This is a genomic window from Kitasatospora sp. NPDC029312, from assembly GCF_055569215.1.
This window is the reverse complement of sequence record NZ_JBVHXY010000008.1, coordinates 163,423-190,156: the sequence shown is the minus strand read 5'-3', so window position 1 is coordinate 190,156 and position 26,734 is coordinate 163,423. Positions and strand designations below refer to the sequence as shown.

25 protein-coding genes are annotated in these 26,734 nt (G+C 74.4%); 10 read left to right on the top strand and 15 right to left on the bottom strand.

Going from position 1 to position 26,734, the window contains the following annotated elements; genetic code table 11:
- Positions 1-55: 55 nt before the first annotated feature.
- Positions 56-859, bottom strand: a complete 804-nt coding sequence (locus tag ACZ4WV_RS10070; protein WP_465744702.1) for an AfsR/SARP family transcriptional regulator — start codon at positions 857-859, stop codon at positions 56-58.
- A gap of 360 nt (positions 860-1,219) precedes the next feature.
- Here ACZ4WV_RS10070 and ACZ4WV_RS10065 point away from each other — a divergent pair, with 360 nt between their 5' ends.
- The 4 genes from ACZ4WV_RS10065 to ACZ4WV_RS10050 all read left to right on the top strand — a co-directional run bounded on the left by ACZ4WV_RS10065 (position 1,220) and on the right by ACZ4WV_RS10050 (position 6,647).
- On the top strand, positions 1,220-1,372 hold the full coding sequence (locus ACZ4WV_RS10065) for a hypothetical protein (protein WP_465744700.1): 153 nt from the start codon (positions 1,220-1,222) through the stop codon (positions 1,370-1,372).
- A gap of 10 nt (positions 1,373-1,382) precedes the next feature.
- Positions 1,383-3,719 (top strand): TOMM precursor leader peptide-binding protein, encoded by a 2,337-nt coding sequence (locus tag ACZ4WV_RS10060; RefSeq protein WP_465744698.1) that lies wholly within the window; start codon positions 1,383-1,385, stop codon positions 3,717-3,719.
- 65 nt (positions 3,720-3,784) lie between these two features.
- The gene (locus tag ACZ4WV_RS10055; protein WP_465744696.1) at positions 3,785-5,413 is read left to right on the top strand and encodes a SagB/ThcOx family dehydrogenase; all 1,629 of its coding nucleotides are present in this window, start codon (positions 3,785-3,787) and stop codon (positions 5,411-5,413) included.
- A gap of 247 nt (positions 5,414-5,660) precedes the next feature.
- Positions 5,661-6,647, top strand: coding sequence for a sensor histidine kinase (locus ACZ4WV_RS10050; protein ID WP_465744694.1), 987 nt, complete (start codon positions 5,661-5,663; stop codon positions 6,645-6,647).
- A 39-nt stretch (positions 6,648-6,686) separates the two neighbouring features.
- Here ACZ4WV_RS10050 and ACZ4WV_RS10045 read toward each other — a convergent pair whose 3' ends face one another.
- Positions 6,687-7,295, bottom strand: coding sequence for a response regulator transcription factor (locus ACZ4WV_RS10045; RefSeq protein ID WP_465744692.1), 609 nt, complete (start codon positions 7,293-7,295; stop codon positions 6,687-6,689).
- Positions 7,296-7,521: 226 nt separating this feature from the next.
- Positions 7,522-7,887, bottom strand: a complete 366-nt coding sequence (locus tag ACZ4WV_RS10040; protein ID WP_465744690.1) for an ArsR/SmtB family transcription factor — start codon at positions 7,885-7,887, stop codon at positions 7,522-7,524.
- Positions 7,888-7,985: 98 nt separating this feature from the next.
- Between ACZ4WV_RS10040 and ACZ4WV_RS10035 the strand changes: the two genes are divergently transcribed.
- Positions 7,986-10,025, top strand: a complete 2,040-nt coding sequence (locus tag ACZ4WV_RS10035; RefSeq protein WP_465744687.1) for a heavy metal translocating P-type ATPase — start codon at positions 7,986-7,988, stop codon at positions 10,023-10,025.
- Between the two features lie 15 nt (positions 10,026-10,040).
- Here the strand turns inward: ACZ4WV_RS10035 and ACZ4WV_RS10030 are convergent, their stop codons facing one another.
- The 6 genes from ACZ4WV_RS10030 to ACZ4WV_RS10005 form a co-directional block, all read right to left on the bottom strand.
- Positions 10,041-10,415, bottom strand: coding sequence for a hypothetical protein (locus ACZ4WV_RS10030; RefSeq protein WP_465744686.1), 375 nt, complete (start codon positions 10,413-10,415; stop codon positions 10,041-10,043).
- A gap of 450 nt (positions 10,416-10,865) precedes the next feature.
- Positions 10,866-12,230, bottom strand: a complete 1,365-nt coding sequence (locus ACZ4WV_RS10025; protein WP_465744684.1) for an MFS transporter — start codon at positions 12,228-12,230, stop codon at positions 10,866-10,868.
- 117 nt (positions 12,231-12,347) lie between these two features.
- Positions 12,348-12,701, bottom strand: a complete 354-nt coding sequence (locus tag ACZ4WV_RS10020) for an ArsR/SmtB family transcription factor (RefSeq protein WP_465744682.1) — start codon at positions 12,699-12,701, stop codon at positions 12,348-12,350.
- The gene (locus ACZ4WV_RS10015; RefSeq protein ID WP_465744680.1) at positions 12,698-13,387 is read right to left on the bottom strand and encodes a hypothetical protein; all 690 of its coding nucleotides are present in this window, start codon (positions 13,385-13,387) and stop codon (positions 12,698-12,700) included. Before ACZ4WV_RS10015 ends, ACZ4WV_RS10020 begins: the two co-directional genes overlap by 4 nt.
- A 118-nt stretch (positions 13,388-13,505) precedes the next feature.
- Positions 13,506-14,717, bottom strand: a complete 1,212-nt coding sequence (locus ACZ4WV_RS10010) for an MFS transporter (protein WP_465744679.1) — start codon at positions 14,715-14,717, stop codon at positions 13,506-13,508.
- Between the two features lie 221 nt (positions 14,718-14,938).
- Positions 14,939-16,291 (bottom strand): right-handed parallel beta-helix repeat-containing protein, encoded by a 1,353-nt coding sequence (locus ACZ4WV_RS10005; protein ID WP_465744677.1) that lies wholly within the window; start codon positions 16,289-16,291, stop codon positions 14,939-14,941.
- A gap of 40 nt (positions 16,292-16,331) precedes the next feature.
- Here ACZ4WV_RS10005 and ACZ4WV_RS10000 point away from each other — a divergent pair, with 40 nt between their 5' ends.
- The gene (locus ACZ4WV_RS10000) at positions 16,332-17,546 is read left to right on the top strand and encodes a Dyp-type peroxidase (RefSeq protein WP_465744675.1); all 1,215 of its coding nucleotides are present in this window, start codon (positions 16,332-16,334) and stop codon (positions 17,544-17,546) included.
- A gap of 108 nt (positions 17,547-17,654) precedes the next feature.
- Here ACZ4WV_RS10000 and ACZ4WV_RS09995 read toward each other — a convergent pair whose 3' ends face one another.
- The gene (locus ACZ4WV_RS09995) at positions 17,655-18,854 is read right to left on the bottom strand and encodes a cytochrome P450 family protein (protein WP_465744673.1); all 1,200 of its coding nucleotides are present in this window, start codon (positions 18,852-18,854) and stop codon (positions 17,655-17,657) included.
- A 179-nt stretch (positions 18,855-19,033) separates the two neighbouring features.
- Positions 19,034-19,651 carry a TetR/AcrR family transcriptional regulator gene (locus ACZ4WV_RS09990; protein WP_465744672.1) on the bottom strand — a complete coding sequence of 206 codons (618 nt, stop codon included), beginning with the start codon at positions 19,649-19,651 and terminating at the stop codon, positions 19,034-19,036.
- A 106-nt stretch (positions 19,652-19,757) separates the two neighbouring features.
- Between ACZ4WV_RS09990 and ACZ4WV_RS09985 the strand changes: the two genes are divergently transcribed.
- Positions 19,758-20,174: a DUF4345 domain-containing protein gene (locus ACZ4WV_RS09985; RefSeq protein ID WP_465744669.1), complete on the top strand. Its 417-nt coding sequence runs from the start codon at positions 19,758-19,760 to the stop codon at positions 20,172-20,174.
- 38 nt (positions 20,175-20,212) lie between these two features.
- On the opposite strand, the gene ACZ4WV_RS09980 is transcribed toward ACZ4WV_RS09985, so the two are convergent.
- Complete coding sequence (locus ACZ4WV_RS09980; RefSeq protein WP_465744667.1) at positions 20,213-21,829, bottom strand: FAD-dependent monooxygenase; 1,617 nt, start codon at positions 21,827-21,829, stop codon at positions 20,213-20,215.
- A 110-nt stretch (positions 21,830-21,939) separates the two neighbouring features.
- On the opposite strand from ACZ4WV_RS09980, the gene ACZ4WV_RS09975 reads away from it, so the two are divergent.
- Positions 21,940-22,578 carry a TetR/AcrR family transcriptional regulator gene (locus ACZ4WV_RS09975; RefSeq protein WP_465744665.1) on the top strand — a complete coding sequence of 213 codons (639 nt, stop codon included), beginning with the start codon at positions 21,940-21,942 and terminating at the stop codon, positions 22,576-22,578.
- Positions 22,579-22,787: 209 nt separating this feature from the next.
- Here the strand turns inward: ACZ4WV_RS09975 and ACZ4WV_RS09970 are convergent, their stop codons facing one another.
- The 3 genes from ACZ4WV_RS09970 to ACZ4WV_RS09960 all read right to left on the bottom strand — a co-directional run bounded on the left by ACZ4WV_RS09970 (position 22,788) and on the right by ACZ4WV_RS09960 (position 24,959).
- Positions 22,788-23,642, bottom strand: a complete 855-nt coding sequence (locus ACZ4WV_RS09970) for an NmrA family NAD(P)-binding protein (RefSeq protein ID WP_465744663.1) — start codon at positions 23,640-23,642, stop codon at positions 22,788-22,790.
- A 108-nt stretch (positions 23,643-23,750) separates the two neighbouring features.
- The gene (locus ACZ4WV_RS09965) at positions 23,751-24,215 is read right to left on the bottom strand and encodes a hypothetical protein (protein WP_465744661.1); all 465 of its coding nucleotides are present in this window, start codon (positions 24,213-24,215) and stop codon (positions 23,751-23,753) included.
- A 225-nt stretch (positions 24,216-24,440) separates the two neighbouring features.
- Positions 24,441-24,959, bottom strand: a complete 519-nt coding sequence (locus ACZ4WV_RS09960) for a MarR family winged helix-turn-helix transcriptional regulator (protein WP_465744659.1) — start codon at positions 24,957-24,959, stop codon at positions 24,441-24,443.
- Positions 24,960-25,103: 144 nt separating this feature from the next.
- Here ACZ4WV_RS09960 and ACZ4WV_RS09955 point away from each other — a divergent pair, with 144 nt between their 5' ends.
- Both ACZ4WV_RS09955 and ACZ4WV_RS09950 read left to right on the top strand, forming a co-directional pair.
- Positions 25,104-25,646 carry an MOSC domain-containing protein gene (locus ACZ4WV_RS09955; RefSeq protein WP_465744755.1) on the top strand — a complete coding sequence of 181 codons (543 nt, stop codon included), beginning with the start codon at positions 25,104-25,106 and terminating at the stop codon, positions 25,644-25,646.
- Positions 25,647-25,781: 135 nt separating this feature from the next.
- Positions 25,782-26,552 (top strand): thioesterase II family protein, encoded by a 771-nt coding sequence (locus ACZ4WV_RS09950; protein ID WP_465744657.1) that lies wholly within the window; start codon positions 25,782-25,784, stop codon positions 26,550-26,552.
- Positions 26,553-26,734: the final 182 nt, after the last annotated feature.

The window sequence follows — 26,734 nt, the reverse complement described above, 5'->3', positions numbered from 1 at the left end:
CCTCGAACCGACGACCGCTGCCGGAGCCCCCCTCTCCGGCAGCGGTCGCCGCGCGTCACAGCCGGGCGAGGTCCGGCTCGCGCTCCACGACGTCCAGTTGGGGATCGGCGTTGAGCATCGCGTGGTGCAGCCGCTGCAGCTTGGGGGAGGGCTCCAGACCGGTCGACTCGACCAGCGTGCCGTGCAGCCTCCGGTAGACGTCCAGCGCGTTGGAGGCCCGTCCGCAGCGGTAGAGGGCCAGCATGTAGTGGGCGTGCAGGTTCTGGTGCATCGGGTGCCGGGCCGTCAGCGAGGCCAGCTCGCCGATCAGGCTGGCGTGCCGGCCCAGGCCCAGGTCGGCGCTGATCCGGTCGTCGACGGCGCACAGCCGGTTCTCCTCCAGCTGGACGGCCTCGATCGAGAGGATCTCGCCGAGCTGGAGGTCGGCCATGGCCGGTCCGCGCCAGAGGTCGAGCGCCGCGCGCAGCTGGATCGCCGCCGTCGCGCAGTCGCCGGCCCGCAGCGCCGACTGGCCGGCCTCCCGCAGCCGGTCGAACCGGGCCGCGTCCGTCTGCTCAACCGGGACGTCGAGCAGGTACCCGTTGTACTGGGTGCGCAGCAGCGTCTTGGGGCAGGTGCCCTCCGGCGCCAGGCCCTTGGCGAGCATGCGGCGCAGCTGCAGGATGTACGTCTGCAGGGTGGTGGCCGCGCTGCGCGGCGGGTCGTACGACCACAGCTCGTGGAAGAGCGTCTCCACCGGCACCTTGGTGCCGGATCGGAGGGCGAGCAGGGCGAGAACCTGTCTGGGCTTCCCCGCGCTCGGCACCACCGACGTCCGTCCGAGCCTGGCGGTCAGTGGGCCCAGGATGCCGATCTCCACCGGAGTCTCCCTTCGTGCTCAGTGCTCCGTGCCGCGTGGCGAAGGCGCCGGCGTCGCGAAGGCGTCGCGTCGCGAAGTCGCGGCTCACGTAGGCCTTCGGGCCTCGCGGACCCCAGGAGTGGGGATGCGCCTCGCAGCGTCTTCACCATGGCATCCGGGGCGGCCCGCACCCCAGTGCCGGCCTCACCGATCGGGGGTGACTCGGGGAGGGGCCGGGGCGTGAGGATTTCACGGTCGATCGATGAGCCCGGCACTGTCCCCGCATCCGGCCGTGAGCCCAGAATCCTGGTGCCGCACCGGGAAGGCCCGGGGCGGAAGCCCACGAGAACCGACGGACCATCACGACACCTGGGGGATACCGTGTTCGGAGCTGCTCTTCTCGAATCGCTGGACCTGACCGACCTGCTGTCCCCGGCCGGGGACCAGGAGTCGGACCTCACCATCGTGGACCTCGACCACCCCGCCGCCGGGCGCGCCCAGCTGTGCGTCTGCTTCTCGACCGACGGCCTGTAGGGGTCCTCCGGTGATCCGCGGAGCCGACCCGACCGCCGCGCCCGCACCCGCGGCGCCGGCCGCAGCCGCCGCCGACCGCCGCCCGATCGGCTTCCGCAGCCACCTGCGGGCCGAGGTGGTGCCCGGCGACGCGGCCTACCTGGTCTCCGACCAGGGCGTGACCGCCCTGCAGGGGGAGGGCATCGAACGGCTGGTGCCGCTGCTCGACGGCACCCGCGACCTCGCGGGCGTGCTGCGGGACGCCGCCCCCGGGCTCCCGGACGGCCGGGCCCGGCAGCTGATCGCCCGGCTCGCGCGAGCCGGGCTGATCGGCTACCGCGGCGAGGCCGCCGCCGAGCCCGCGCACCGCTCGGCCCGCGCCTACTGGGAGCTGGCGGGCCTGGACGGCGCCGCCGCCATGGAGCGGGTCGGCGCGGGCGCCGCGGTGCTCGCGGTCGGCGGCGCCGACGCCGGGGAAGTGGAGCGGGCCTGCCGGAACAACGGCCTGCCGGTGGCCGCCGCGGCCGGCGCCGGGGCCCTGTCGGTGGTGGTCTGCGCCGACTACCTCGACCCGGCCCTGTACGAGGTCGACGCCGCCCACCGGGCCGCCGGGCGGCCCTGGCTGGCGGTCAAGCCCGGGGGCTCCAGCCCCTGGGTCGGGCCGGTGTTCGGCGCGGCCGACGGCCCGTGCTGGACCTGCCTGGCGCACCGGCTGCGCGCCCACCGGCGCTCCGAGGTGCCGGTGCAGCGGGCACTGGGGCTGACCGGCCCGGTGGCCCGGCCGGACACCTCGGTGCCGGCCGTCCGGGCGCTCGGCGCGCAGCTCGCCGCCCTGGAGGCCGTCAAGTGGCTGGCCGGCTACCGGCACGCCGGTCAGCGGGAGATCCGGGTGCTGGACAGCCTCGGCCTGGCCGTCCGGGGCCACCGGGTGAACCGCCGCCCGCAGTGCGCGGAGTGCGGCGACCCGGGCCTGATGGCCGCCCAACTGGCCCGGCCCGTCGTCCCGGTGGCCCGTCGAAAGGCGGACGGCGCGGACTGCCACCGCGCCGAGACGCCGGAGCAGGTCTACGAGCGCTACGGCCACCTGGTCAGCCCGGTGACCGGCGTGATCGCCGAGATCCGCCGGGACCCGCGCGCCCCGGGCCGGATCAACTGCTACCTGTCCGGCCGCAATCCGGTGGCCGGGGCCGGCGACCTCGACCAACTGCGCGCCGGACTACGGCAGATGAGCGGCGGCAAGGGCGCGACCCCGCTGGAGGCGAAGGTCAGCGCGCTGTGCGAGGCACTGGAGCGGCACTGCGGCGCGCTGCACGGCGATGAGACCCGGATCCGCGGCAGCTACCGGGAGTTGGCCCCGGAGGCCGTCCACCCGGACTCCTGCCAGCTGTTCGACCCGCGCCAGTACGTGGACCGGGAGCGCTGGAACGTGCGGCACTCCGTGTTCCAGCACGTGCCGGCGCCCTTCGACGAGACCGAGCCGGTGGACTGGACCCCGGTCTGGTCCCTGGCCGACGGCCGCCGGCGCCTGCTGCCCACCGGGATGCTCTACTACAGCTGTGCGGTCGGCCCGGTGGCGCCGCCCGCCGGCAGCCGCGCGCTGCGTGCCGACTCCAACGGCAACGCGGCCGGCAGCAGCCTGGAGGACGCCGTCGTGCACGGCTTCCTGGAACTCGTCGAACGGGACGCCGTCGCCCTCTGGTGGTACAACCGCACCCGCCAACCGGCCGTCCGGATGGCGGAGTTCGGCGACGTCTGGGGTCGGGACCCGATGGAGCTGTACGCCGGCCTGGGCCGCGAGGTGTGGGCCCTGGACCTCACCTCGGACCTCGGCATTCCGGTTTTCGCGGTGCTCTCCCGCCGCACCGACAAGCCCGCCGAGGACATCATGTTCGGCTTCGGCGCCCACTTCGACGCCCGGACCGCCCTGCGGCGGGCCCTGACCGAGATGGGCCAGCTGCTGCCGGCCGCCCTCGGCGCGGCCCCCGACGGCACCGGCTACGACCTGGACGACCCGGAGCTGCTCTCCTGGTGGCGCGCGGCGACCGTGCGCAACCAGCCCTACCTGCTGCCCGATCCGGCCCGGCCGGCGCGCGGCCCGGCCGACTACCCGGACGGTCCGCGCCGCGACCTCGGGGAGGAGGTCGCCGCCTGCGTGGCGGCCGTCCGCGCCCGCGGCCTCGACCTGCTGGTGCTCGACCAGACCCGGCCCGACATCGGCCTGCCGGTGGTCAAGGTCGTCGTCCCCGGCCTGCGTCAGATGTGGGCCCGGTTCGCCCCGGGCCGCCTGTTCGACGTCCCCGTCGCCCTCGGACGGGTGGGCCGGCCCACCCGCTACGAGGACCTCAATCCGATCCCCCTGTTCGTCTGACCGCTCCGGTCGGACCGCCCGGCGGAGCCCCCGCCCGCCGGGCCACCAGCACTGAGGAGTCACCCATGCCGACCAGCGACGGAATCCTCGCCGCGGCCCGCGCCGCCGGCGGAGCCCGCCCCCGCGCCCTGTGGTCCCTGCGCGAGGACGTCCTGGTCGAGCCGGTCGAGCCGAACGGGTCGCTGCTGCTCAGAGCCGGCTGGGGGGACTTCCGGCTGGACCGTCCGCACCCGCTGGTGGGGGAGACCCTGCGGCGGATGGGCCTCGGGCCGATCATGCTGGAGAACGTCTTCGCCGGGGCGATCCCCGCCCCCGGCGGCGGGGAGCCGGTGCCCGACCACGCCGGGCAGACGGAGGTGCTGCGGGTGCTGCACCGGCTCCAGCACCTGGTGGTGCGCTCGCTCGGCCTGGAGGACGCCGCCCAGCCGCTGTTGTCCGTGGTGCCGCTGGCCAAGGAGGCGCGGTTCCACCCCGGGCCGGTCGAGCCGGGCCGGCCGGTGCGGCTGTCCCGCTTCGCCTTCCTGCGCACCGAGGGCGCCGGCTTCGTGTTGGAGGCGCCCACCGCCCTGCACCGGGTCGAACTGCACCGGCCGGAGAGCGCCCGGGTGGTCGGCATGCTCGGCCGCCCGGTGCGGCCCGCCGAGATCGTGCCGGAGTCGGGCCTGTCCGAACCGGCGGTGCTGGCGGTGCTGGCCCAACTCGCGGGCGCCGGACTGCTCTCGGTCGCCGAGGACGGCGGGCCCGCGCCCGAGTCGCCGGTGGAGCTGATCCGGCTCGCCGCCCCGACCTTCGGCGAGGACGTCGACCCGGTGCTGGCCGCGTGGTCCGGCGTCGACCTGTTCTTCCACACCCGCAGCACCACCGGGCGCCACGACGGCCCGTTCGGTGCGACCTACCCGCTGCGCGGGCACGCCGACCCCGAGCCCGCGCTGCGTCCGCTCCCGGCCGGCCGGCGCCACGCCCTGGCCCGCCCCGACCTCAAGCAGGTGCTGGCGGGGGACCCGGTGCTGACCACGGTGATCGAGGGCCGCCGCTCGATCCGCGAGTTCGGCGCCGCCCCGTTCACCGCCGAGCAGCTCGCCGAGTTCCTGCACCGCACCGTCCGGGTGCGCGGGCTGCGCCCGGCCCCCGCCGACGACCCGTCCGGCGAACCGGTCAGCGACCGCCCGTACCCCAGCGGGGACGGCGCGTACGAGCTGGAGTTCTACCCGGCGGTGCGGGACTGCGAGGGCCTGCCGGACGGGATCTACTACTACGCGCCGGGCGAGCACTGCCTGGTCGCGGTCAACGAGAGCCGGGAGGAGCTCGACGAACTGTTCGCCGAGGCCGCGGTGGGGGCCCGGCTGGCCACCCCGCCGGCCGTGGTGGTCGCCATCACCTCCCGGCACCGCCGGCTCTCCTGGAAGTTCAGCGGCCTCGCGTACGCGCTGACGCTCAAGCACGTCGGCGTGGTGACCCAGAGCATGTACCTGGTGGGGACGGCCATGGGCCTGGCCACCTGCGCGCTGCGCAGCGGCGACATCGAACTGGCCGACCGGGTGCTGCGGGTCGACTGGCGGGCCGAGAGCAGGGTCGGCGGCTTCGTCCTGGGCACGCTTCCGGAGGGCAGTCGCCCGGTCCGGGAGGCGCCGGTGGAGCCGGCCGATTTCACCGGCTGGGACGAGTGTGCGAACGAGGTGTCGGCGCGGCGATAGTCGAGCCCTATACTCCCCCCAAGTCGCTTGGGGGGAGTCCAGCTTGAGTGGAACCGTGCGTGTGCGGAGGGGGCCCGACGGATCCGGCGGCGCGGGGGGTCTGCCCGCCGGGGAAAACAGACCGGCCGGTTTCAACGCCCCCCCACCGAGGCTGGCACTGGCCATTGTGGTGATCGTGCAGCTCGGCTTCGTGCTGATCGGCTTTCTGAACATGACCACGAGTCATCCGACGGAAAGCCAATTCGTCGTGGCCAGCCTGACATTCACGGCCGCCTCGGCCCTGCAATTCGTCCACTGCGCGCCCCGGATGCAGCGAGTCCGGGAGCGGTACGGACGCTGGACGCTGCTCGCCCAGGCGGTGCTCACCTACCTGCCGCTGGTCTTCTTCGGCTTCGCCTGGGGCGGGATGGCGGGTTTCCTGGGCTCCTCGGTGCTGCTCCTGCTGCCCGGCCGGCGGGCCGGAGCGGCCTTCGGGGCGGTCGTGCTGCTCTCCGGCGTCAGCGGAGCGCTGCTCGGCATCGGGGTGGCCGAGGCGGTCTACCTCACCGTGGCGACGGCGCTCACCGGGCTGATCGTCTTCGGCCTGACCAGGCTCGCCCAGCTGGTCATCGAGGTGCAGCAGGCCCAGCAGGACCTGGCCCGGCTGGCCGTCACCAGGGAGCGGCTGAGGTTCGCCCGCGACCTCCACGACCTGCTCGGCTACAGCCTCTCCGCGATCACCCTGAAGAGCGAGCTGACCTGCCGGCTGGTCACGGCCAACCCCGAACGGGCGCTCGACGAACTCGGCGGGGTGCTGGAGATCTCCCGGCAGGCCCTGGCGGACGTGCGAGCGGTGGCCCGCGGCTACCGCGACATGTCGCTGGAGAGCGAGGCGCTCTCCGCGCGCTCCGTGCTCTCAGCGGCCGACATCGAGGCCCGGTTCGACCTGGGCGGCCTCCAGCCCACCGGCGAGGCCGACACCGTGCTCGCCACCGTGCTGCGCGAGGGCGTCACCAACCTGCTGCGGCACAGCAAGGCCGAGTGCTGCGTCGTCAAGGGCCGGACGGAGGACGGGCGGCTGCGGCTCACCCTCTCCAACGACGGCGTCCCCGAGCGGGCAGCGCTCGGGGACGGCGACCGGCACGGTGGCGGTCTGGACAACCTGGAGGTGCGGCTCGCCGAGGTCGGCGGGCGGCTCAGCGCCGGGCCGGACGGGCGGGGGTGGTTCCACCTGGTCGCCGAGGTGCCGGCCTGAACTTCTCCGGCCTGAGCACCTCAGGCCGGAGCGCCTCGTTCAGACCAGCCAGCCGGATTCCTCGGCCAGCCGGATGGCGTCGATGCGGTTGCGGGCGTTGAGCTTGGTCACGATCGTCGTCAGGTAGTTGCGCACCGTCCCGACCGACAGGTGCAGGGCCGCCGCGATCTCCGCCGCCTCGGCGCCGCCGGCGGCGGCCCGCAGCACCTCGGTCTCCCGCAGGGTCAGCGGGTTCCGGCCGCTGTCGAAGGCGTCCAGCAGCAGCTGAGGGTCGATCACCCGCCGGCCCGCCGCCACCCCGCGGACGGCCTCGGCGAGTTCCTTGGGCGGCGCGTCCTTCAGCAGGAAGCCCGACACCTGCGCCTCCAGCGCCCGGCGCAGCGTGCCCGGCCGCCCGAGGCTGGTCAGGATCAGTGACCGGCACTGCGGCAGCTCGTCCTTCAGCAGGCAGGCGGCGGTCAGGCCGTCCATGCCCGGCAGGTCGATGTCGATGATCGCCACGTCGGGCGCCGTCTCCCGGGCCTTCGGCACCACCAGGTCACCGCGCTCGGTCTCGGCGACCACCTCCAGGTCGTCCTCGAGGTCCAGCAGCGCCACCAGCGCACCTCGGACCATGTGCATGTCCTCGGCCAGCAGAATCCGTATCACCCGGTACTCCCCCCAGAGCCGCGGCCGGGCAGGCCGCCCGGACGGACCTCCGATGGTAGGGGAACCCGGTCCCCGCAGCGCCCGACATGCTCCTGTTGCCGGCGGGACGCGCGGTGCGCGGTCGTACGGTCCTCGGCATGGCATGGCATGGCACGGCACGGCAGGACACGGCACGGCACGGCGGGTCAGTCCGGCGCAGGAGCCTCGGAGGTGCGGGCGTCGCGCGTCAGTCCGCGGTGTCCGGCTCGTCGGCGAGCCCGAGCCGCAGGTGCTCGATGTGGTAGATCGCCTGGTCGAGCAGCGCCGCGACGTGGTTGTCGTAGAGCGCGTAGACCACCGAGCGCCCCTGCCGCTGCCCGACCACCAGGCCGAGGTTGCGCAGCAGTCGCAGCTGGTGGGAGCAGGCGGACTGCTCCATGCCGACCTCGGCGGCGAGTTCGGTCGCCGCGCAGGGCCCCTCGCGCAGCCGGGAGAGGATCAGCAGCCGGGACGGGGTGGCGAGGGCCTGCAGCGTGGTCGCCACCCGGGCGGCGCTGGCCGCGTCCAGGCGCGTGTGCGGGACGGCGGTGGCGGGGGCGGCTCCATGACCCATGAGGCCCATAGTACAACTCACGCATGAAGGGGCGTTCATATGTTCATGTATGCTGGATGAGTCATCGGCTCCACCCTGCCTCGAAGGGTTCCTTCCGCATGCCCACCACCCTGGCCGAGCACCCCGCGCCCACCGCCGCACCACGCCCGGACACCGCCCCGCGCCGTCGCACCCGGGTGTTCGCGCTGCCCGAGGCCCGCTGGGCCGCGGCGGCGACCCTGCTCTTCCTGATCGCGCTGCCGCTCCAGCTCACCGGCGCCCCCGCGTGGACCTGGGGCCCGCTGTACGCCCTCGCCTACGCCGGCGGAGGCTGGGAGCCCGCCTGGGCCGGACTCCGGGCACTGCGCGAGAAGACCCTCGACGTCGACCTGCTGATGGTCGTCGCCGCGCTCGGCGCCGCCGCCGTCGGCCAGGTGATGGACGGCGCGCTGCTGATCGTCATCTTCGCCACCTCCGGCGCCCTGGAGGCCCTGGCCACCGCCCGGACCGCCGACTCGGTGCGCGGACTGCTCGACCTGGCGCCCGCCACCGCGACCCGGCTGCTGCCGGACGGCGCCGAGGAGACCGTCCCGACCGGGGAACTGGCCGTCGGCGACACGGTCCTGGTACGGCCGGGGGAGCGGATCGGCGCCGACGGGCGGGTGCTCGACGGCGCCGGCGACGTCGACCAGGCCACCATCACCGGCGAGCCGCTGCCCGTCGCCAAGCGGCCCGGTGACGAGGTGTTCGCCGGCACCCTCAACGGCACCGGGGCGCTGCGGATCCGGGTCGACCGGGACGCCGCGGACTCGGTGATCGCCCGGATCGTCGCCATGGTCGAGGAGGCCTCCGAGACCAAGGCGCCGACCCAGTTGTTCATCGAGAAGGTCGAGCAGCGCTACTCGATCGGCATGGTGGTCGCGACCCTCGCCGTCTTCGCCGTCCCGCTCGCCTTCGGCGCGGCCCTCACCGGTTCACTGCTGCGGGCGATGACCTTCATGATCGTCGCCTCGCCCTGCGCCGTCGTCCTCGCCACCATGCCGCCGCTGCTGTCCGCCATCGCCAACGCCGGGCGCCACGGCGTGCTCGTCAAGTCCGCCGTGGTGATGGAACGCCTCGGACAAGTCGACGCCGTCGCCCTCGACAAGACCGGCACCCTCACCGAAGGCACCCCCCGCGTCACCGACCTCCGGCCCCTGCCCGGCTCCGGCCTGTCCGAGAGTCGACTGCTGGCCCTGGCCGCAGCCGCCGAGCACCCCAGCGAGCACCCGCTCGCCCGCGCCGTCGTCGACGCCGCCCGGGCCCGCGGGCTCGCGCTGCTGCCCGCCGAGGACTTCGACTCCGTCCCCGGCGTCGGGGTGACCGCCACGGTGGACGGCCGGATGGTCGCGGTCGGCACGCCGGAGCGGCTGCGTGGGGGCCTCCGTCGACCGGAGGCCGGCGGAGGCCGCGGGGGCGCCGTCTCCGGGACCGTCACCGAGGTCGCCTCCGGGACCCTCGCCGGGATCGTCGCCGAGGTGGAGGCCCGCGGCCGAACCGCCGTCCTGGTGGAGGTGGACGGCGTTCCCGTCGGCGTGCTCGGCATCGCCGACCGGCTGCGCCCCGACGCCGCCGCCACGGTGTCCGCGCTCACCGGCCTCACCGGCCGCTCCCCGATGCTGCTCACCGGCGACAACCCGCGCGCCGCCGCTGCGGTGGCCGCGGAGGTCGGCATCGCGAAGGTCCGGGCCGGGCTGCTGCCCCAGGGCAAGGTCGCCGCCGTCCGGGAGCAGGAGGCGGCCGGCCGCAAGGTGCTGGTGATCGGGGACGGCGTCAACGACGCACCCGCCCTGGCCGCCGCCCACACCGGCATCGCGATGGGCCGGGCCGGCTCCGACCTCGCCCTGGAGACCGCCGACGCGGTCATCGTGCGCGACGAACTCGCCACCGTCCCGGCCATGGTGGCGCTCTCCCGGCGGGCGAGGTCCTTCGTGGTGCAGAACCTGGTGATCGCCTCGGTGTTCATCTCGGCCCTGGTCGTCTGGGACCTCGTCGCCACCCTGCCGCTGCCCCTCGGCGTCCTGGGCCACGAGGGCTCGACCGTCATCGTCGGCCTCAACGGCCTGCGGCTGCTGCGCGAGGCGGCGTGGGTGAAGGCGCGGGAGCAGGCCCGGGGATAAAACGCGCCGGCTTCCTCACAGCACGGTGAGGATCTCCTGGTGCGCCCCGTCCAGGACGAAGCCGTTGTCCCAGCGGACCCGCACCGTCACCCGGCGTCCGCGCTCCCGGTGCGCGGCCCACTCCGGCTCCAGCGCGGCGATCTGCGCCTCCAGCCGCTCCCGGCTCGCCACGGGCATGGTGTGCCCGTAGTCGTCGAACAGCGCCTTGAGCCGCCGGTACTCGCGGACCCCCTCGCCCTCCGGAAGCTCCCCGTCCACCCGCTCGACGGTGCCCTCCAGCCCGGCCCCCAGGGAGAGGGACCCGACGACGGCCTCGGCCTCCCCGGCGACCGCCTCGCAGAGGGCGAGATCCTCCGCCAACCTGACGCGCCGTCCTGCCTCCAGGGTCATCCGCCGTCCGCCTTTCGATCGATCGCTGCCGCCGGCCCGGGCGGCCCGGGCCGGCGGCCATTATCCGCCGAGCGCGGCGAGGCCTCTGGCGGGGAGGCCGCGGCGGGTGGCGGAGTGGGACGTCGGCGGGGCCGACTTTCCACTCCGTCCGGCCCGGAACGGGCGTGTGCGGGCGGATCCACAGGGCACGCCCGGCCGGGCTGTATGAACCATGAGCCGATGCCACCGCTCCTGGGACACCCGATGGTTGGTGTTGACGTACCCGGGCGGGTGGCCGGTGAACACGTAGCCGGCCGGGATCGGCACGGTGGCGCGGGTCCGGAGCTCGTTCCGTACGGGCTGCCGGCACCGCATCCCGGCTTCGTTGCAGCCGTCAGTCGTGGGGTGGGTGAGGCTGCGGAGACGCGGAGACGCGGAGACGCGGAGACGCGGAGACGCGGGTGGGCGCGGTCAGCCGAGGGCTGCCCGCCGGGGCCGGGGCCAGTCGGAGTGGTGCTGGTCGATGACGTAGCGGTGGCCGTGCTGCCAGGCGCCGGTGGGGGTGGGGCGCGCGTCGGCGAGGTGGGGGTGGCCCGGGGGGAGGTCGGTGTGGAGGTGGCTGAGGGTGTCCGGGTCGCGGGTGGGCCAGAGGGAGGCGGCGGTGACGGCGGAGGCCAGGGCCACGGTGCCCAGGGCCGCGGCGGTGGCGGGCAGGCCGACGCCGGCCGCGAGCCAGCCGGCCAGCGGGTAGGTGAGCAGCCAGCAGCCGTGGGACAGCGAGAACTGCGCGGCGAAGGCGGCGGGCAGGTCGGGGTCGGCGGCGGAGCGGCGGATGACCCGGCCGCCCGGGGTGAGGACGGCGGAGCTGCCGGCGCCGACCAGGGCCCAGGCGGCGAGCAGGGCGAGCCAACTGCCCGTCCCGGCGGGGGCGGCGGTGATCGCCGTGACCGCGGCGAGGACGCAGGGCAGGGCGAAGGCGGCGGGCAGCATCACGGACCGGTCGCTGGTCCGCGCCAGCAGCCGGGGCAGCAGGAGTGCGGCGAGCATCGAGCCGACGCCGTACGCGCCGAGGGCCAAGGACACGGCCCCGGCCGGGCGGTGGAAGTGGTCGCGGACCACGTTGACGGTGTCGACGAAGACGATCGCGCCCGCCGCCGCGACCGCGAGGTCCAGCGCGAGCAGGGCCCGGAGCCGTGGGGTGGCCCAGAACAGCCGGGAGCCGAAGGCGGCCTTGCGGGAGATCCCGCCGGGGCGCTCGACCGGCCTGGGTTTGGGCAGGGCGGCGGAGGCGACCAGCGCCGCGGAGGCGAGGAAGCCCGCCGTCGTGCCGGTGAACAGCCAGTCGTACGAGACGACGGACAGCAGCAGGGCGGCCAGCGCCGGGCTGAACAGCGATTCGAGGTCGTAGGCGAGCCGGGACAGCGAGAGGGCCCGGGTGTAGTCGCGTTCGGCGGGCAGCACGTCCGGGATGGTGGCCTGGAAGGTCGGGGTGAAGGCGGCGGAGGCGGCCTGGAGCAGGAAGATCAGGAGGTAGACCTGCCAGACCCGGTCCACGAAGGGCAGGGTGAGCGCGACCCCGGCTCGGGTGAGGTCCATCGCGACCATCAGGGCCCGGCGGGGGATCCGCTCGGCGAGTGCTCCGGCGATCGGCGCGACCGTCACGTAGGCGACCATCTTGATCGCCAGCGCGGTGCCGAGCACCGCCGAGGCGTCGTGGCCGGCGATCGAGTACGCGAGCAGTGACAGTGCCACGGTGGCCAGTCCGGTGCCGACCAGGGCGACGATCTGGGCGGTGAACAGGTGGCGGTAGGTGCGGTCGCGCAGCACGCTCAGCATGGGTCCCGTCCCGGGGCGGCGGTGGCGGAATGACGTGTCCAGCATAGTCAACAGGTGCGTACCTGTGCACCTGTTTGCCGTCGGACTCCGCAGCCCGGAGCCGGGAGGTGGCGGTCGTCAGTCGTGCGGCGGCAGGTGGCCGATCTGGTGGTCGGCGACGTTCAGCGCCTCGTCCACGAGCCGCCGCAGGTGCCCGTGCCGCAGCGAGTAGACGACCCGCCGGCCGTCCTTGCGGGTGGCGACCAGTCCGGCCAGCCGCAGCTTCGCCAAGTGCTGGCTCACCGACGGCCGTGCGGCCCCGGTCGCCTCGGTCAGTGTGGTCACGTCCGCCTCGCCTCGCCCGAGCCGCTCCAGCAGCGCGAGCCTGGTCCGGTCGGCGAGCAGTGCGAGCACGGACGCGGCGACGTCCAGCCGTGCTTCGCCCCGCTGCTGCGAGTGGTGCGCATCTGCCAGATCGGTGCCGGTGCTCATCCGGCCATGGTAGGCCCTGAGCGCGTGCACGCGTGCGCACCCGACGACGTTCGGCGCCGCCAGTAGGCGATGGTGACGGCGGCCAGCAGTGGGCCCCAGAGCAGCAGCGGGGCGTAGCAGGCGATCAGCACGACGGTGTGCCAGTCGCCGGTGAACACCGGGATGCCGTCACTCATCGGGCGGCCCTGGATGGTGCGGCCCATCGAGAGCATGACGGTGAACAGGGTCGTGACGCAGACCAGCGCGGCGGCGCCCAGGGCCGCCGGCACGACGGCCGCCGCGACCGGGACGCGGCGGCCGCGCAGCCCGGGGAGCCAGCGCGGGAAGACCTCGCCCCAGTGGGCGACCAGGCCCAGCGCGGAGACGGCCAGCAGCTCGGAGACGGCGGACAGCAGGACGACGTAGAGCTCCAGCGGCAGCCACCGGGGCAGGTTCCCGGACTCCTGGGCGCCGTTGCCGGCCAGCGGGAGGTGGAAGGCGCAGGTGGCGATCCGCCAGGCGCTGGACGGCAGGACGGTGAAGGGCACGGCCCGGGCGGCGATCCGGGCCCAGCGGGGGACGCCCGGGACGGGGGTGTGGACGGCCGCCCAGACGGCGCGCAGACGGCTGCGGGCGCCGAACGGTGCGGTGGACGGAGCGCCGGTCGGAGTCGTGCGCGGGGCGGTGTCGGGGGCGACGGCGGTCATGGGCGGCTCCCCGGTCCGGCGGGTGCGGTGCCCCCACGGTCGCAGCCGGACCCATCGCGCCGCCTCGGCCGGTGGGCGGAGCCGGCTCCCCCCACCGGGGGATCCGGCCGCCGGGTGGTCAGTCCGCCGGCTGCTCCACGGGCTCCGCCGCCGGGTGGTCGTCGGCGGGGGCCGGGGTGGGCTCCAGGTTGCCCATCCGGGGCAGGGCGAGCAGCGCGGCGAGTAGCAGGATGCCGCTGATGACCAGCGGGGTGCGGACGTTGACGGCGGAGCCGATCCAGCCGCTGAGGGCCGCGCCGATCAGCATGCCGATCCGGGTGAGCATCAGGTAGCAGCTGTTGACCCGGCCGAGCAGTTCCTTGGGGACGATCTGCTGGCGCAGCGAGATCGCCTGGACGTTCCAGGTCACCACGCCGAAGTTGCCGACCGCGAACAGCACCGCCACCAGGATCACCGAGGGGCTCAGCCCCATCAGCAGCAGCGCGGAGCCCATCAGGACGAAGGAGAGGCCGATCCGCGCGCGCCGCCCCATCCGCTGGCTGAGCCGCCCGGCGAGGGTGCTGGCGGCCGTGCCGCCGACCACGCCGGAGGCGAGGACGGCGCCGTAGGCCCAGGTCGGGGCGGACAGGGTGCGGGTGACCAGCAGCGCCAGCATGGTGATGCCGAGCGCGGAGGCGCCGCCGGCCAGGGCGGAGAGGGTGGCGACCAGGCGCAGTTGCTTGTGCTGGTAGAGCCAGCGGACACCCTCGCGGATCTCGGTGAACACCGGGCGTCCAGCCTGCGGCCGGCGGGCGCTGGAGCGGCCGGTGGCGAAGACCAGCGCTGCGGCGAGCGCGAAGGAGAGGCCGTCCACGGTGAAGGGCGAGCCGGCGGCGAGGGCGAACAGGGTGGTGCCGACCAGCGGGCCGGCCATCCGGCCGACCAGCAGGCCGCCCTGCAGCCGGCCGTTGGCGGTGTCGAGCTGGTCGGGCCGGACCACGTCCGGGATGGCCGAAGTGGCGGCGTTGACGAAGACGGTCTCCCCGCAGCCGAGGACGAAGGCCAGGACGGCGAGGGCGGCCAGCGGCGGGGTGGCGAGGAAGACCCAGCTGGCGAAGCCGAGCACGATGACGGCGCGTCCGATGTCGATCGTCCACATCAGCCGGCGGCGGTCGAAGCGGTCGGCGATGACACCGCCGAACAGGGCCATCAGCAGCCAGGGGAGCGAACCGGACACCGCGACCAGCGAGACCGCCTTCGGCGAGTCGGAGACCGTCAGCGCGAGCAGTGGCAGCGAGGAGTCGCGCATGCCGTCGCCCACTGCTGAGATCGATGAGGCCGACCACAGCATGGCGAATTTACGGCCCAGTTGGGGCCTGCTGCGCTGCGGGGGTGTGGCTACGCTGGCTGAGGTCACCGAGGCAGTATGGCATGACCGCTACAGATTTGGCCGCCCTTCACAGAGCATTCCCAGCCGGGTGCTCAGGGTCCGGAAACACCCTTGACAGGGGTGGCCGGCCCGCCGGCCGGGGCCGCCCCGAACAGCACGCGGGAGGCCCGCCCGCGCCCGGGTCACGGCTTCGGCAGCGCGTCGGCCGTCGTGGGGAGCGAATAGGCGTCGGGATCGACGGTTCCCGGCAGGTCGACGGCCGGGCGGCCGGGGGCGTTCGGGTCGGGCAGCGACGGCTGCGCGGGCGGGGCCGCGACCTGGTTGAAGGGGATGCCGGGCGGGGCCTGGACCGGGGCCGTACGGCCGGCGGGCAGCGGGCCGCGGTTCGGAGCGCCACAGGCGGCCCGGGCCTCCAGATCGTCGGGGCTCTGGACGGCGGGCTGGTTGCCGGTGAAGCAGTTGCCGGGGTCGGCGGAGGCGAGGACGAGGTCGGCGCCGTTGCCCTCGGTGCGGTTGCCCAGGACCTGGTTGCCGGCGGCGGGGTGGCCGGGCGGGTCGGTGATGATGACGCCGGCCGCGCGGTTGCCCTTGACGAGGTTGCGCTCGACCCGGTTCGCCGTGCCGCCGCCGATCCCGATGCCGATGCCGAAGCCGCCGTCGGCCTGTTCGGGGGTGTCGGTGGCGTTGTTGTCGGTGACGGCGTTCCCGGCGATCACGGCACCGTGCTGGGGTGCGAGGGCCTCCAGGTCATTGGAGTTGACGGTGACGCCGACCCGGTTGCCGACCACGCGGTTGCCGAGGACGTACAGCCCGTCCGAGGAGTTGGTGAGCTCGATGCCGACGGCGTTGCGCTCGACGGTGTTGCCGCGCACCAGGGTGTCGCAGGGTTTGCACTGGCCGACGTAGATGCCCGAGTCGGCCCCGCCGGAGGCGTAGGAGTCCTCGATGACGCCCGCCCGGGCGTCGAAGGCGTAGATGCCGTAGAGGCCGTTGTTGTAAGCGGTGACCCGGGTGGCGCGGAAGCCCTGGACGGCGGGGAACCGGGTGGTGTCCAGCGGGTTGTAGGCGGAGCCGCCGGCGCCGCGCTGCTGGAGCTTCTCGTCGGTGACGCCGGTGAACAGCACGCCGTTGGCGAGGAAGCCGTGCACGGTGAGGTTCTCGACCACCGATCCGGGGCCGGTGACGGTGACGCCGTTGACCAGCCGTACGCCACCGTCCAGGACGACGGTGTTGCGGTCGGCGCCGCGCAGCACGATGCGGGGCTTGGTGATCCGCACGCTCTCCTGGTACGTGCCCGGGGAGACCAGCACGGTGTCGCCCTCGCGGGCGACGTCCACGGCCTTCTGGATGCTCGGGAAGTCCTGCGGGACCCGCACCACCGTGCCCTCGGGGTGGTGGGCGTCGGAGGAGGGGCCGGGGGCGGCGGAGCAGCCGGAGAGGGCGAGGGCGCCGGCGAGGAGCAGTGTGAGCAGGCCGCAGCGTACGCGCCCACTGAATACGAGTGTTGACCGGTAACCGAATTGATGCTCAGTCAAAAGTTGCATAAGGGGTGTTCTATCGTCTCCAATGTCGGTCATGCATGCGGAAACCGGAAAGGCGCGGAAGGAACCGGGAGCCGCCGGGGGCGGTGTGGACCGGAGGGCGCTGATCGCGGGCGGGGGCGCGGTGCTGGCCGCCGGGGTCGGTGCCGGACTCGGTGCCGGGGCCGTCGCGTTGGGGCGCGGGCGGTCCGCCTCCGCTCCGCCGCCGCCCGCCCCGCCGGTCGCCGTTCCGTTCCACGGGCAGCGGCAGGCCGGGGTGACGGCCCCGCAGCAGCCGGCCACCGTCCTGCTGGCGCTCGACCTGGCACCCGCCACCACCTCGGACGGGCGCAGCGCCCTGCGGTCGCTGCTGGGCGAGTTGACCGACGTGCTCCGCGGGGCGGCGGGCGGCACCTCGACGGACCCGCGCCTGCGGGGCGCGGAACCGGCACAGCTCAGCAGCCTGGTGGGGGTCGGGCCGGGGCCGGCCGCGCGGCTGGGGCTGAACGTGCCGTCCGTGCTGGCCGACCTGCCGGCCTTCCCCGGTGACCGGCTGGAGCCGGCGCGCGGCGGCGGAGACGTGGTGGTGCAGCTGTGCGCCGCCGACCGCTGGCCGCTGACGGTCGTCGCCGAACTCGTCGGCGCCGCGGCGAAGTCGGCGGGGGCGGGCGTCCGCTGGAGCCAGTCCGGCTTCCTGGCGCGGACCGCCCCGGGCACCACGCCGCGCAACCTCTTCGGCTACAAGGACGGCACGGCCAACCCCGACGAGGCGGCCGCCCGGCAGTGGGTGTGGGGACCGCCCGGGCCGTACGAGCACGGCACGGTGCTGGTCTACCGCCGCATCCGGATGGACACCGCCGCCTTCGCCGCCCTCCCCGAGGAGCGCCGCGACCTGGCCATGGGCCGCCGCCTCGCCGACGGCACCCCGCTCACCGGCACGGCCGAGCACGACGACCCCGACATCTACGCCAAGAACCCCGACGGTTCCTACGTCATCCCCAACACCGCCCACGTCCGCCTGACCAGCCCCCGCCTGGACTCCGGCGCCCGGATGCTGCGGCGCGGCTACAGCTACGACGACGGCCCGGACGACCGGGGGCTGCTGTTCTGCGCGTTCGTCCGGGATCCGGCCCAGTTCAACCGGGTGCAGGAGCGGCTGGCGGCGAAGGACGCGCTCAACCCCTTCCTGGTGCACACGGCTTCGGCGGTGGCGTACGTGCTGCCGGGGGCGCCGGAGGGCGGGGTGCTGGGCGAGGGGCTGTGGGCGTAGGGCGCGTCATGGCGGTTGTTCCCGGGCCGTGGGGACGACCGGGCACGAGGGCGACCGCTTCCCGAGGGCGACCGGGCGCGGGGCCGACCGGTTCGCGGGGGCGCCGGGTCACCAGGTGACCGGCAGGGCGGCCGGGCTGCGGGTGGTGGTGCCCAGCTGCCACGGCAGGCGGTCGACGGGGGTGGTGAGGCGGAGGCCGGGCAGGGCGGTGGCCAGGCGGCGCAGGGATTCGCGCATTTCGAGGCGGACCCGCCAGGCGCCGATGCAGTAGTGGGGGCCGCAGCTGAAGGCCAGGGTGGGGGCGTCGAGCGGCAGGGCGAGGTCGGCGTCGAGGCCCGCGGGGTAGACGGCCGGGTCGCGGTTGGCACTGCCGAGGGCGGCGGCGACGACGGCGCCGGCCGGGATGGTGACCTCGCCGAGCTCGATCGCGGCCGTGGCACGGCGCAGGGTGGTCTCCTCGTCGCCGAGCGGGATGAAGTGCAGCAGGCGCTCGACGCCGCGTTCGGCGATCTCGGCGTCGGCCAGCAGGGGCCAGTGGTCGGCGCGTTCGCCGAGGAGGTAGGTCAGGGCGTTGCCGAGGGCGCCGGTGACGCTCTCGTTGCCGCTGGCGGTGAGTCCGAGGACGAGGAAGGCGAGGGTGTCCTCGGGGACGCCGCCGTCCTGGTCCGCGGCCCGGACGAGTCGGCTGACCAGGTCGGGGCCGGGTGCGCGGCGCCGGTGCCGGATCAACTCCTCGGTGAAAGCGTGGAATTCGGCGAGTGCCGGGCCGTGGTCCTCGGCCGGGTCGCCGCCCTGGGCGAGCAGGGCGAGGGTCCAGCGCCGCAGCCGCTCCTCGTCCAGCCGGGCGGGGCCGTCGCCGTCGAGGCCCATCAGCCGCTTCGTGACCGCGAAGGGCACCGGCCGGGTGAAGGCCGTGACCAGGTCGGCGGGCGGCCCGGCGGCGACCAGCGCGTCCACCGCCTGCTGGACGGCGGCCGCGACCCAGGGCTGCCAATCGGCGATCGCCCGCGGGGTGAAGGCCTTCTGGATGGTGGCGCGCAGCCGGCGGTGTGCGGGGCCGTCCTGGTTGAAGAGTGAGGCCGGGTTGGCGGCCACGTCGGCGGTGCCGCCCGCGGTGCCGACCTCGTGCAGGTCGGCCCGGGTGAGGCGGGGGTCGCCGAGGACCTGCCGGACGTCGCGGTAGCGGGTGACGAGCCAGGCGCGGGTGCCGTCCGGGAGGGTGGTCGGGTGCGGCGGCTGGGCGGGGGTGACCGGGAGGCGGTGGAGCGGGGGGAGTGGGGTCGCGGTGTCGGGCGCGGCGGTGGACATGGATCCCTTCGGGGGCGACGGGCCTGCGGGGCACTGGCATCCAACTGTCATATTTACTGCGGAATTTCAGCCCTTGGGGCGGTTCTTCCGCCGGAGCCGATGGTATGCCCACGGACCTCGTCCGGGCCGTCACGCCTTGTGGGCCGTCGTGCCTTGCGGCGCCGTGGTGCTGTCGGCCGTCACCGACCCCACTCGGGTGCCGGATCGGCGGGCAGCAGCGGCCGCAGCGCGCCGAGGACCGCGCCGATGCAGGCGTCGCGCAGCTCGGTGCGGGTGCAGGTCTGCTCCGTCAGCCAGTCCAGGACCAGAACCCGGACGAACACCAGCCAGCTGCGCAGGACTTGGGACACCGCCTGGCGCGCTCGCTCGTCCGCGAGCGGGAGAACGCCGAGCAGCCGGGCGCGCAGGGCGTCCAGCTCCTCGGTGATGATGGTCTGGATGACCGGATCCCCGGCCAGGACGCGGTTGGCGGTCAGCACGGCGTGCCGGTTGGCGATGAAGTAGTCGAGGTGGGCGTCCATGCCCTCGACCAACTGCTCGACCAGGGTGTCCGCCGGGTCGAAGCGGCTCTGCACCAGCAACTCCCCGGCCGCCTGCCGGTACACCTCGGCGAACAGTTCGTGCTTGCTCGCGAAGTGCTTGTAGAGCAGCGCGCGGGACACCCCGGCCTGCTCGGCGACCTCCTCCATCAGCACGTCCTCGTACGGCCGGGCGGCGAAGGCCCGGGCGCCGACGGCGAGCAGCTGGGCGCGGCGCTCGGCGGGCGAGAGGCGTTTGCGGCGTTCCTGGACTGGCATGGCGGACAGGTTACTTGACACGTGTCCACTAGTCGGCGCTAGCTTAGTGGACACGTGTCAACTAAGCCCGGCGTCCGGCCGGGCGGGTAGCGGGGTGGTGGGGAGCATGGCGAAGACGCTGCGGGTGCTCGCGTGGATCATGGGGGTCGCCTGTGTGGCGATCGGCTTCTTCCATCTGCTGGCCGGGAACGCCGCGATCCCCGGGATCGGAGACCCCGGCCCGACGATCGACAGCTTCGGCCGCTTCATGGGCGCGGCCTTCGCCGGGTACGGAGCGGCCTGGATCTGGGCCGCCCGGCAGGCGCCGGTGCCCGCCCGGGCGGTCCGGTGGCTGGCGGCGGTGTTCCTGCTGGGCGGCCTCGGGCGGGTGCTGTCGATCGCCGTGGACGGGTGGCCGCACGGCTTCCAGGTGGTGCTGATGGTGATCGAACTCGGGCTCTCGCCGGTGTACTTTTTGCTCGCCGACGCCGACGAGCGGGCGGCCCGGGCGGGGGTGTCGGCGGGTGCGGCCCAGCGGGTCTGAGCGGTCCGCGGGCCTGAAAAGTCGCCAGGCTCGGACGGTCAGCGAGCCCGAGCGGTGAGGCGGCCCGAGCTGGCGGCCGGTCGGACGGCGAAGGCCCGCAGGTGCGCCAGGACGGTCCCGGTGTCCGCCGTCGCCCCGGTGAGCGAGACGTGTCCGTCGGGCCGGACCAGCACCACCGCGTCCCCGCGCAGCCCGTACGCGCGGGCGGCGTGGCCGTCCGGGTCGAGCACGGCGGCGCGCCGCAGTCCGGGTGTGGCGGGCAGGTCGGCCAGGCCGGGGTGGTCGCCGAAGGTCAGCAGGGTGAAGTGCGGCCCGCGGAACAGCTCGAACAGCCGGGTCGGCGTGCCGTCGGCGGTCGCGCAGGGCGCGTCCGGGGCGCGGTCGCCGGCCCGGACGTCGGTGGCGCCGTCGAGGTCGCGGCCGAGCGGCCCGCCGCGGTAGCCGACTGACAGGCCGGTGAGGTCGGCGCCGTCGACGGCCATGGTGCGGAACTGGTCGCTCAGTAGGTCGGCGCCGTCGCCGCTGAACACCGCCTTGTGGTGGGCGGAGGTGGCGGCCAGGGAGGCTCGGGCGATCGGCAGCCGCTCGTCCTGGTAGCTGTCGAGCAGCGCCTCGGGCGCGCCGCGCAGCACGGCGGCCAGCTTCCAGCCCAGGTTGTGGGCGTCCTGGACGCCGGTGTTCAGGCCCTGGCCGCCGGCCGCGGTCTGGCAGTGCGCGGCGTCGCCGGCGAGCAGGATCCGGCCCTCGCGGTAGCGCTGGACCATCCGAACGGTGGGGCGCCAGACGGTGGACCAGGTCGGCTCGTGCATCCGGACCCCGGGCAGGCCGGCCCGTTCGGCGAACAGTCGGCGGAAGGTGTCGAGGGTGGGGGCCGGCAGTTCGCCGCCGGCGTCCGGCTCGACGGCGGCGTGCACGGCCCAGGTGCCGTCCTGCCGCATCGGGATCAGGGCCATCGCGCCACCGCCGAACCGGGGGTGGTTCCAGATGTGCATGTGGTCGGGGTCGAGGCCGTCGAGGTCCATCGACGCCATGATGAATCGTTCCTCCTCCCAGGTCTCGCCGAGGAGGGGGATGCCGGCCAGTTTGCGGACGGTGCTGCGGCCACCGTCGCAGCCGACCAGGTACCGCGCGCGCAGCCCCGTGCTCCGGCCGCCCCGGCGGAGGGTGGCGAGCACGCCGTCGCCGTCCTGGGCGTGGCCGACCAGCTCCGTGCCGGTCTCGACCTCGACCCCGTACTCCGCGAGCCGCGCGCGCAGCACGGCCTCGGTGTGGTGCTGGGCGATCAGCAGCATCCCGCCGTACGGGCGGTCGGGCGTGGCGGGGAGGGACTCCGCCGGGTCGACCTCCTGGACGAGCTCCGCGCCCCGGTAGGTGCGGACCTTCAGGTTGAGCGCCCCCCGGTCGAGGATCTCCGCGACCACCCCGAGGTCGTCGAAGACCTCGAGCGTCCGCGGGTTGACGCCCTTTCCGCGCACTCCGGCCGTGCGGAACTCCTCCTCCCGCTCGATGATCCGGCAGTCGACCCCGGAGCGGGCCAGCCCGAGGGCGAGCACGAGGCCCACCGGGCCGGCGCCGACCACCAGGACCCCGGTGTCGGGCCTGCCGGGAGTGCCGGGCAGGCCGGAGGTGTCCAGCGTGTCGGGCGTGTCAGGCATGTCAGGCATGGCGGTGGCCCCCTGTCACTCAGCCGTAAGATACGGCACGTGTCTTGCTGTGGACAGTAGACTGGCCCCCATAGGAAACGCAACGTATCTATGAAGGTCGGGTGCGGAAGCCGGTGGCGGACGACGGAGCGAGAACGGCGGGCGCGGGATCGACCCGGCGACGCGGCGGGGAACTGGAACGGGCGATCCTCGACGCCGTCTGGGCCGAACTCGTCGACCACGGCTACGACCGGCTCACCATGGACGGCGTCGCCGCCCGCGCCCGCACCAGCAAGCCGGTGCTCTACCGTCGCTGGCAGAACCGGGTCGAACTGGTCATGGCCGCCCTCGGCCGCAACGCCCCCGACTACCAGGAGCCGCCCGACACCGGCGAGTTGCGCACCGACCTGCTCACCTTCCTGGGCGGTCTGGCGCACCGCTTCGACGACCTGCCGGCGGACGCCGTGCACGGGCTGCTGGTCGACATCATGCGCGACCCCGAACTGCGCACCCGCTTCCGCGCCGGGCTCACGGCCGACGGCCCGGTGGACGGCCTGGCCGCGATCATGTACCGGGCCGCCGACCGGGGCGAGATCGACCCGGCCCGGCTCACCCCGCGGGTGATCTCCCTGCCCCTCGACCTGCTCCGCGACACCCTGATGATGGAGGGGGTCGTGGCCTCCGACCGGGTCATCGCGGAGATCCTGGATCAGGTGGTGCTGCCCCTGCTCCGCGCGCCCGGGGCACCGGGCCGGTGCTGACCAGGCGGCGGGCGACCCGCACCCGCCCGCGCGGCGTGCGTCACCTGTTCGCCGTCCCTGGACCTCGTTAGGGAACACCGGCACGGCCGTCACCGCCACCGGCACCGACCGGGCGGGCACCGGCGCCTGCACCCTGCACCTTGCGGCCGGGGCCCAGGGCCGCGACCCCCGCGCCGGAAGCCGGGGCGAAGGCAGCGGATCGAGTCGGGCTACCGGAGGAAGTGGTCCCGATGCTCGGTCAGGAAGGCGTCCAGGCTGCGGGGAAGGCGGCCGAGGATGTCGGCGACGGTGCGGGTGGGGGATTCGGGCCGGGCGATGGCGAGTCGCTGGATCTCCACGACGTGGTCGGCGAGCCAGGCGGGCATGCCGGCCTGGTGCACGAGGCCGTCGCGCATCTCCTCCGGGGCGAGGTCGACGTACTGGATCCGCCGGCCGGTCAGCACCGTCAGCCGGGCGGCGAGGTCGGGGTGGGAGACGGCTTCCGGTCCGGTCAGCGTGTAGGTGCCGCCGGCGAGGTGGCGGCGGGTGAGGACGGCGGCCGCGACGTCACCGATGTCGCGGCAGTCGACGTAGTTGCAACGCGCGTCCCTCATCGCGCCGAGCACCACGCCCTGCGCCACGCTGGGCGCGAGGCGCAGCAGGTTCTGCATGAACGCGTAGGGGCGTAGGACGGTGCCGGTGAGACCGGAGGCGCGCAGGTGTTCCTCGACGGCATGGTGCCCGCGGGAGATCGCGACGGGCGAGTCGGGCTCGGCGGCGGGGGCGGAGACCTTGACGATGTGTCCGATGCCGCTGCGAGCGGCGATGTCGATGACCCGGGTTTCGAGTTCGACCTGCGCGGGGTTGTTGGCCATGGCGAGGAAGAGCTGGTCGGCGCCCTCGAAGGCGGTGCGCAGCGAGTCGGGGTCGGTGGCGTCGGCGTACTGGACCTCGACGGGCCGATCGTGCGGGCCGGCGGCGCCGGGGACCGGCCGCTGCGGGGCGCGGGTGAGCGCGCGGACGGGTACGTCGAGCGCCCGGAGGCTGTGGAGCAGGGCGGTTCCGGTGGTTCCGGTCGCTCCCATGACGACGATCATCGTGTGTCCTCAGTGCTTGGCGTCTTCCGGAGCGGCGGCTGCCGCCCGGTGGGTTCGGTCGGGCGTCCGGCACCCGTGGGGCCGGTGCTGGATCGGCTACGGCTGGTGCTTCGCGATGGTGCTGCGCCAGCGCAGGGTGACGATGGTGGTGGCGAGGACGGCGGAGACGGGCAGGTCGATGCGCAGCCGCAGCAGCCAGGGGGCCGCGTGCAGTGAGGTGTGGGCCGGCAGCCACTCGGCGGCGAACCATCCCACCCCCGCCGCCGCACCGGCGGCCGCGACGACGAGCAGCACGGTCAGGACGACGCGCGGCAGGGCGGTGGTCCAGCGTCGTGGCCGCCCACCGTGCCGCAGCCAGGCGCCGACCAGGAACGCCACCACGGCGGAGGTGCCGGCGATGGAGGTGCACGCCGCCCATGTCAGGTCCGCCTGACCGGTGATGACTCCTGCGCCGCCGGCCATCAGCGCGGGGGCGGCGTAGGCGGTCAGCACCTCGCGCCACAGCGTGAACGGCCGGGCGGCTGCCCGGCTCGGGGCGGTTCTGTCCTTCGTCGCGGGCATGTGGGCCTCTTCATCTCGTTCGAGTTCGGAAAGGCGAAAGGGGTCGGTTGGACGGCCGACGGGCCCGGTTCCAGGGCAATTGATTAGCCGCCTAATTACCGGTCCGTGAAAAGGGCTCCCATCCACGGGATGAGAGCCCGATGTGGCCTGCTGCGGTCGGATGTTGCCCGGCGCGGCCTGGGCGGCCTGGGCGGCCTGAGGTGGTCAGCTGGCGGTCAGTCGGGGTCAGTCAGCGGTCAGGGCCGAACTGCCGCGCACGACGCGGGCGAGCAGGTCCAGGAACACCGTGCGCTCCTCGACGGTGAGCCCTCCCACCATCGCCTCCAGCCGCCCGAAGTGTTCCGGCGCCATGTCGCGCAGGCGCTGCGCACCACGCGCGGTCAGGACCGCCACCGTGCCACGGCCGTCCTCGGTGGACGGGCGCCTGGCGATCAGGCCCTCGCGTTCGAGTCCGTCGAGCAGGCCGGTGACGGTGGCCCTGGAGACGTCGAGGTCGGCGGCCAGTTGGGAGGGGGACTTCTCTCCGCCGTGCCCCTCCAGGTCGGCGAGCAGCCGGTAGCGGCCCGTCGACAGCCCGAACCGGGCGAAGTGGGCCTCGGCCGCCCGGCCGACCCTCGCACCCGCGGAGATCAGTCGCACCGCGACCAGCACCGCCTGCGGATCCACCTCCAGGCCGTAGTGCCGTAGTTGCCAGCCGGCCTGCTCCAGTGTGGGCTGCTCGCCGTCGCCCCCGTCCCTCGCCATGCAGATAATATGGCAGCTAATCACTTGCGGCGTCAAGCGCCATCTGTCTATGCCATGAGGTCGTGCGATTCGGGCGGAGGCATGGCGAAGGTCCTAGACTCCGAAGCCGGTCGAACGTACGTCCGCGAGGAGGACCCGAAGCGCATGAGCGGCACCGTGGTGGCAGTCAGCAGCAATGCCGAGTACTCGTTCAGCAAGCCGAACCGGGAGGGCATCAGGCTGCTCGCCGGGCTCGGCGTGGAGGGCGACGTGCACGCCGGGGTGACGGTCAAGCACCGTTCACGTGTCGCCCAGGACCCGACCCGGCCCAACCTGCGTCAGGTGCACCTGATCCACCGGGAATTGCTCACCGAACTCGGCGAGTCCGGCTACGACGTGGCGCCCGGCGCGCTCGGCGAGAACATCACTACCGAGGGGGTGGACCTGCTCGGCCTGCCGGTCGGCGCGGTGCTGCGGATCGGCCCCGAGGCCCAGGTGGAGGTCACCGGCCTGCGCAACCCCTGCGCGCAGATCGACGCCTACCGCACGGGGCTGCTGAAGCAGGTCGTCGGGCGGGCGGCGGACGGGTCGGTCGTGCGCCGCGCCGGGATCATGGGCGTCGTCCGTACCGGCGGGCCGGTCCGGCCCGGCGACACCGTGACCGTCGAACTGCCGGAGGGGCCGCACCGGCCGCTGGACCGGGTCTGAGGGCCGGACCGGGCCTGGGGGCCGGATCGGACCTGAGGGCTGGATCGTCAGGTACACGGCATGGGTGCGGCGGTGAGGTGATATGACGGTCCGGCAGAACGCTTTCCCGTGCAGGCGAACGAAGGGTCGACTCCCATGTCAGGCAGCAGTGCCCTGATCGACAGCCGCTGGCTCCGCCGGTACCACCCCACGGAGGGCGCCGCGGCCCGCTTGGTCTGCTTCCCGCACGCCGGCGGCTCGGCCGGTTACTTCCACCCGGTGTCCGCCGCCGTCTCCTCGTACGCAGACGTGCTCTGCGTCCAGTACCCCGGCCGCCAGGACCGCCGCGCCGAACCCGGGATCACCTCGATCGCGGAGCTCGCCGACCGCCTCCACCAGGTGCTGCTGCCGTGCGCCGACCGGCCGTTGGTGTTCTTCGGGCACAGCATGGGCGCGGTGCTCGCCTTCGAGGTCGCGCGCCGCTTCGCCCGGGACGGTCTGGACGCCCCGAGCCACCTCTTCGTCTCCGGCCGCCGGGCGCCCTCGCTCCACCGCGACGAGCGGGTCCACCAGCTCTCCGACGAGGAACTGCTGGCCGAACTGCTGAAGCTCGGCGGCACCAGTGAAGAGCTGCTGGCGGACCGGGACTTGCAGGACATGATCCTGCCGCCGCTGCGCAGCGACTACACCGCGATCGAGACGTACCGCGGGGAGGCCGACGCCGTGCTCGACTGCCCGATCACCGCGCTGACCGGCGACGCCGACCCGCGGGTGACGGTCGAGGAGGTCCGCGCCTGGTCCCGCCACACCAGCGGACCGTTCGACCTGCGGGTGTTCCCCGGTGGGCACTTCTACCTGGCGGACCAGTCCCCGGCGGTGCTCGGCGTGATCACCGCCCAGCTCGTCGGAGCACCGACGGCGCGGTGACGGACACCGGTACCGGTACCGGTACCGGTACCGGCGCAGGACGCCTCCGGAGGGCTCGTGCCTCCGGAGGCGTCCTGCGCTGAGGGCCGGTGCCCGTTACGAGCGGACCGGACGGGTGACGGCTTCCCGGACGCAGCATGCGCGTTCGGGCCGCCGGCCGGTGGCTGGTGGCTTGGCGGCCG

Coding starts and splice junctions, on each gene's coding strand:
- ACZ4WV_RS10000 (WP_465744675.1), top strand. CDS start 16,332: ATGCATGCGGAAACCGGAAAGGCGCGGAAGGAACCGGGAGCCGCCGGG.
- ACZ4WV_RS10020 (WP_465744682.1), bottom strand. CDS start 12,701: ATGAGCACCGGCACCGATCTGGCAGATGCGCACCACTCGCAGCAGCGG.
- ACZ4WV_RS09960 (WP_465744659.1), bottom strand. CDS start 24,959: ATGGCGAGGGACGGGGGCGACGGCGAGCAGCCCACACTGGAGCAGGCC.
- ACZ4WV_RS10030 (WP_465744686.1), bottom strand. CDS start 10,415: ATGACCCTGGAGGCAGGACGGCGCGTCAGGTTGGCGGAGGATCTCGCC.
- ACZ4WV_RS09950 (WP_465744657.1), top strand. CDS start 25,782: ATGTCAGGCAGCAGTGCCCTGATCGACAGCCGCTGGCTCCGCCGGTAC.
- ACZ4WV_RS10055 (WP_465744696.1), top strand. CDS start 3,785: ATGCCGACCAGCGACGGAATCCTCGCCGCGGCCCGCGCCGCCGGCGGA.
- ACZ4WV_RS09955 (WP_465744755.1), top strand. CDS start 25,104: ATGAGCGGCACCGTGGTGGCAGTCAGCAGCAATGCCGAGTACTCGTTC.
- ACZ4WV_RS09980 (WP_465744667.1), bottom strand. CDS start 21,829: ATGCCTGACACGCCCGACACGCTGGACACCTCCGGCCTGCCCGGCACT.
- ACZ4WV_RS10035 (WP_465744687.1), top strand. CDS start 7,986: ATGCCCACCACCCTGGCCGAGCACCCCGCGCCCACCGCCGCACCACGC.
- ACZ4WV_RS09965 (WP_465744661.1), bottom strand. CDS start 24,215: ATGCCCGCGACGAAGGACAGAACCGCCCCGAGCCGGGCAGCCGCCCGG.
- ACZ4WV_RS10040 (WP_465744690.1), bottom strand. CDS start 7,887: ATGGGTCATGGAGCCGCCCCCGCCACCGCCGTCCCGCACACGCGCCTG.
- ACZ4WV_RS09985 (WP_465744669.1), top strand. CDS start 19,758: ATGGCGAAGACGCTGCGGGTGCTCGCGTGGATCATGGGGGTCGCCTGT.
- ACZ4WV_RS10025 (WP_465744684.1), bottom strand. CDS start 12,230: ATGCTGAGCGTGCTGCGCGACCGCACCTACCGCCACCTGTTCACCGCC.
- ACZ4WV_RS09995 (WP_465744673.1), bottom strand. CDS start 18,854: ATGTCCACCGCCGCGCCCGACACCGCGACCCCACTCCCCCCGCTCCAC.
- ACZ4WV_RS09970 (WP_465744663.1), bottom strand. CDS start 23,642: ATGGGAGCGACCGGAACCACCGGAACCGCCCTGCTCCACAGCCTCCGG.
- ACZ4WV_RS10010 (WP_465744679.1), bottom strand. CDS start 14,717: ATGCTGTGGTCGGCCTCATCGATCTCAGCAGTGGGCGACGGCATGCGC.
- ACZ4WV_RS09990 (WP_465744672.1), bottom strand. CDS start 19,651: ATGCCAGTCCAGGAACGCCGCAAACGCCTCTCGCCCGCCGAGCGCCGC.
- ACZ4WV_RS10015 (WP_465744680.1), bottom strand. CDS start 13,387: ATGACCGCCGTCGCCCCCGACACCGCCCCGCGCACGACTCCGACCGGC.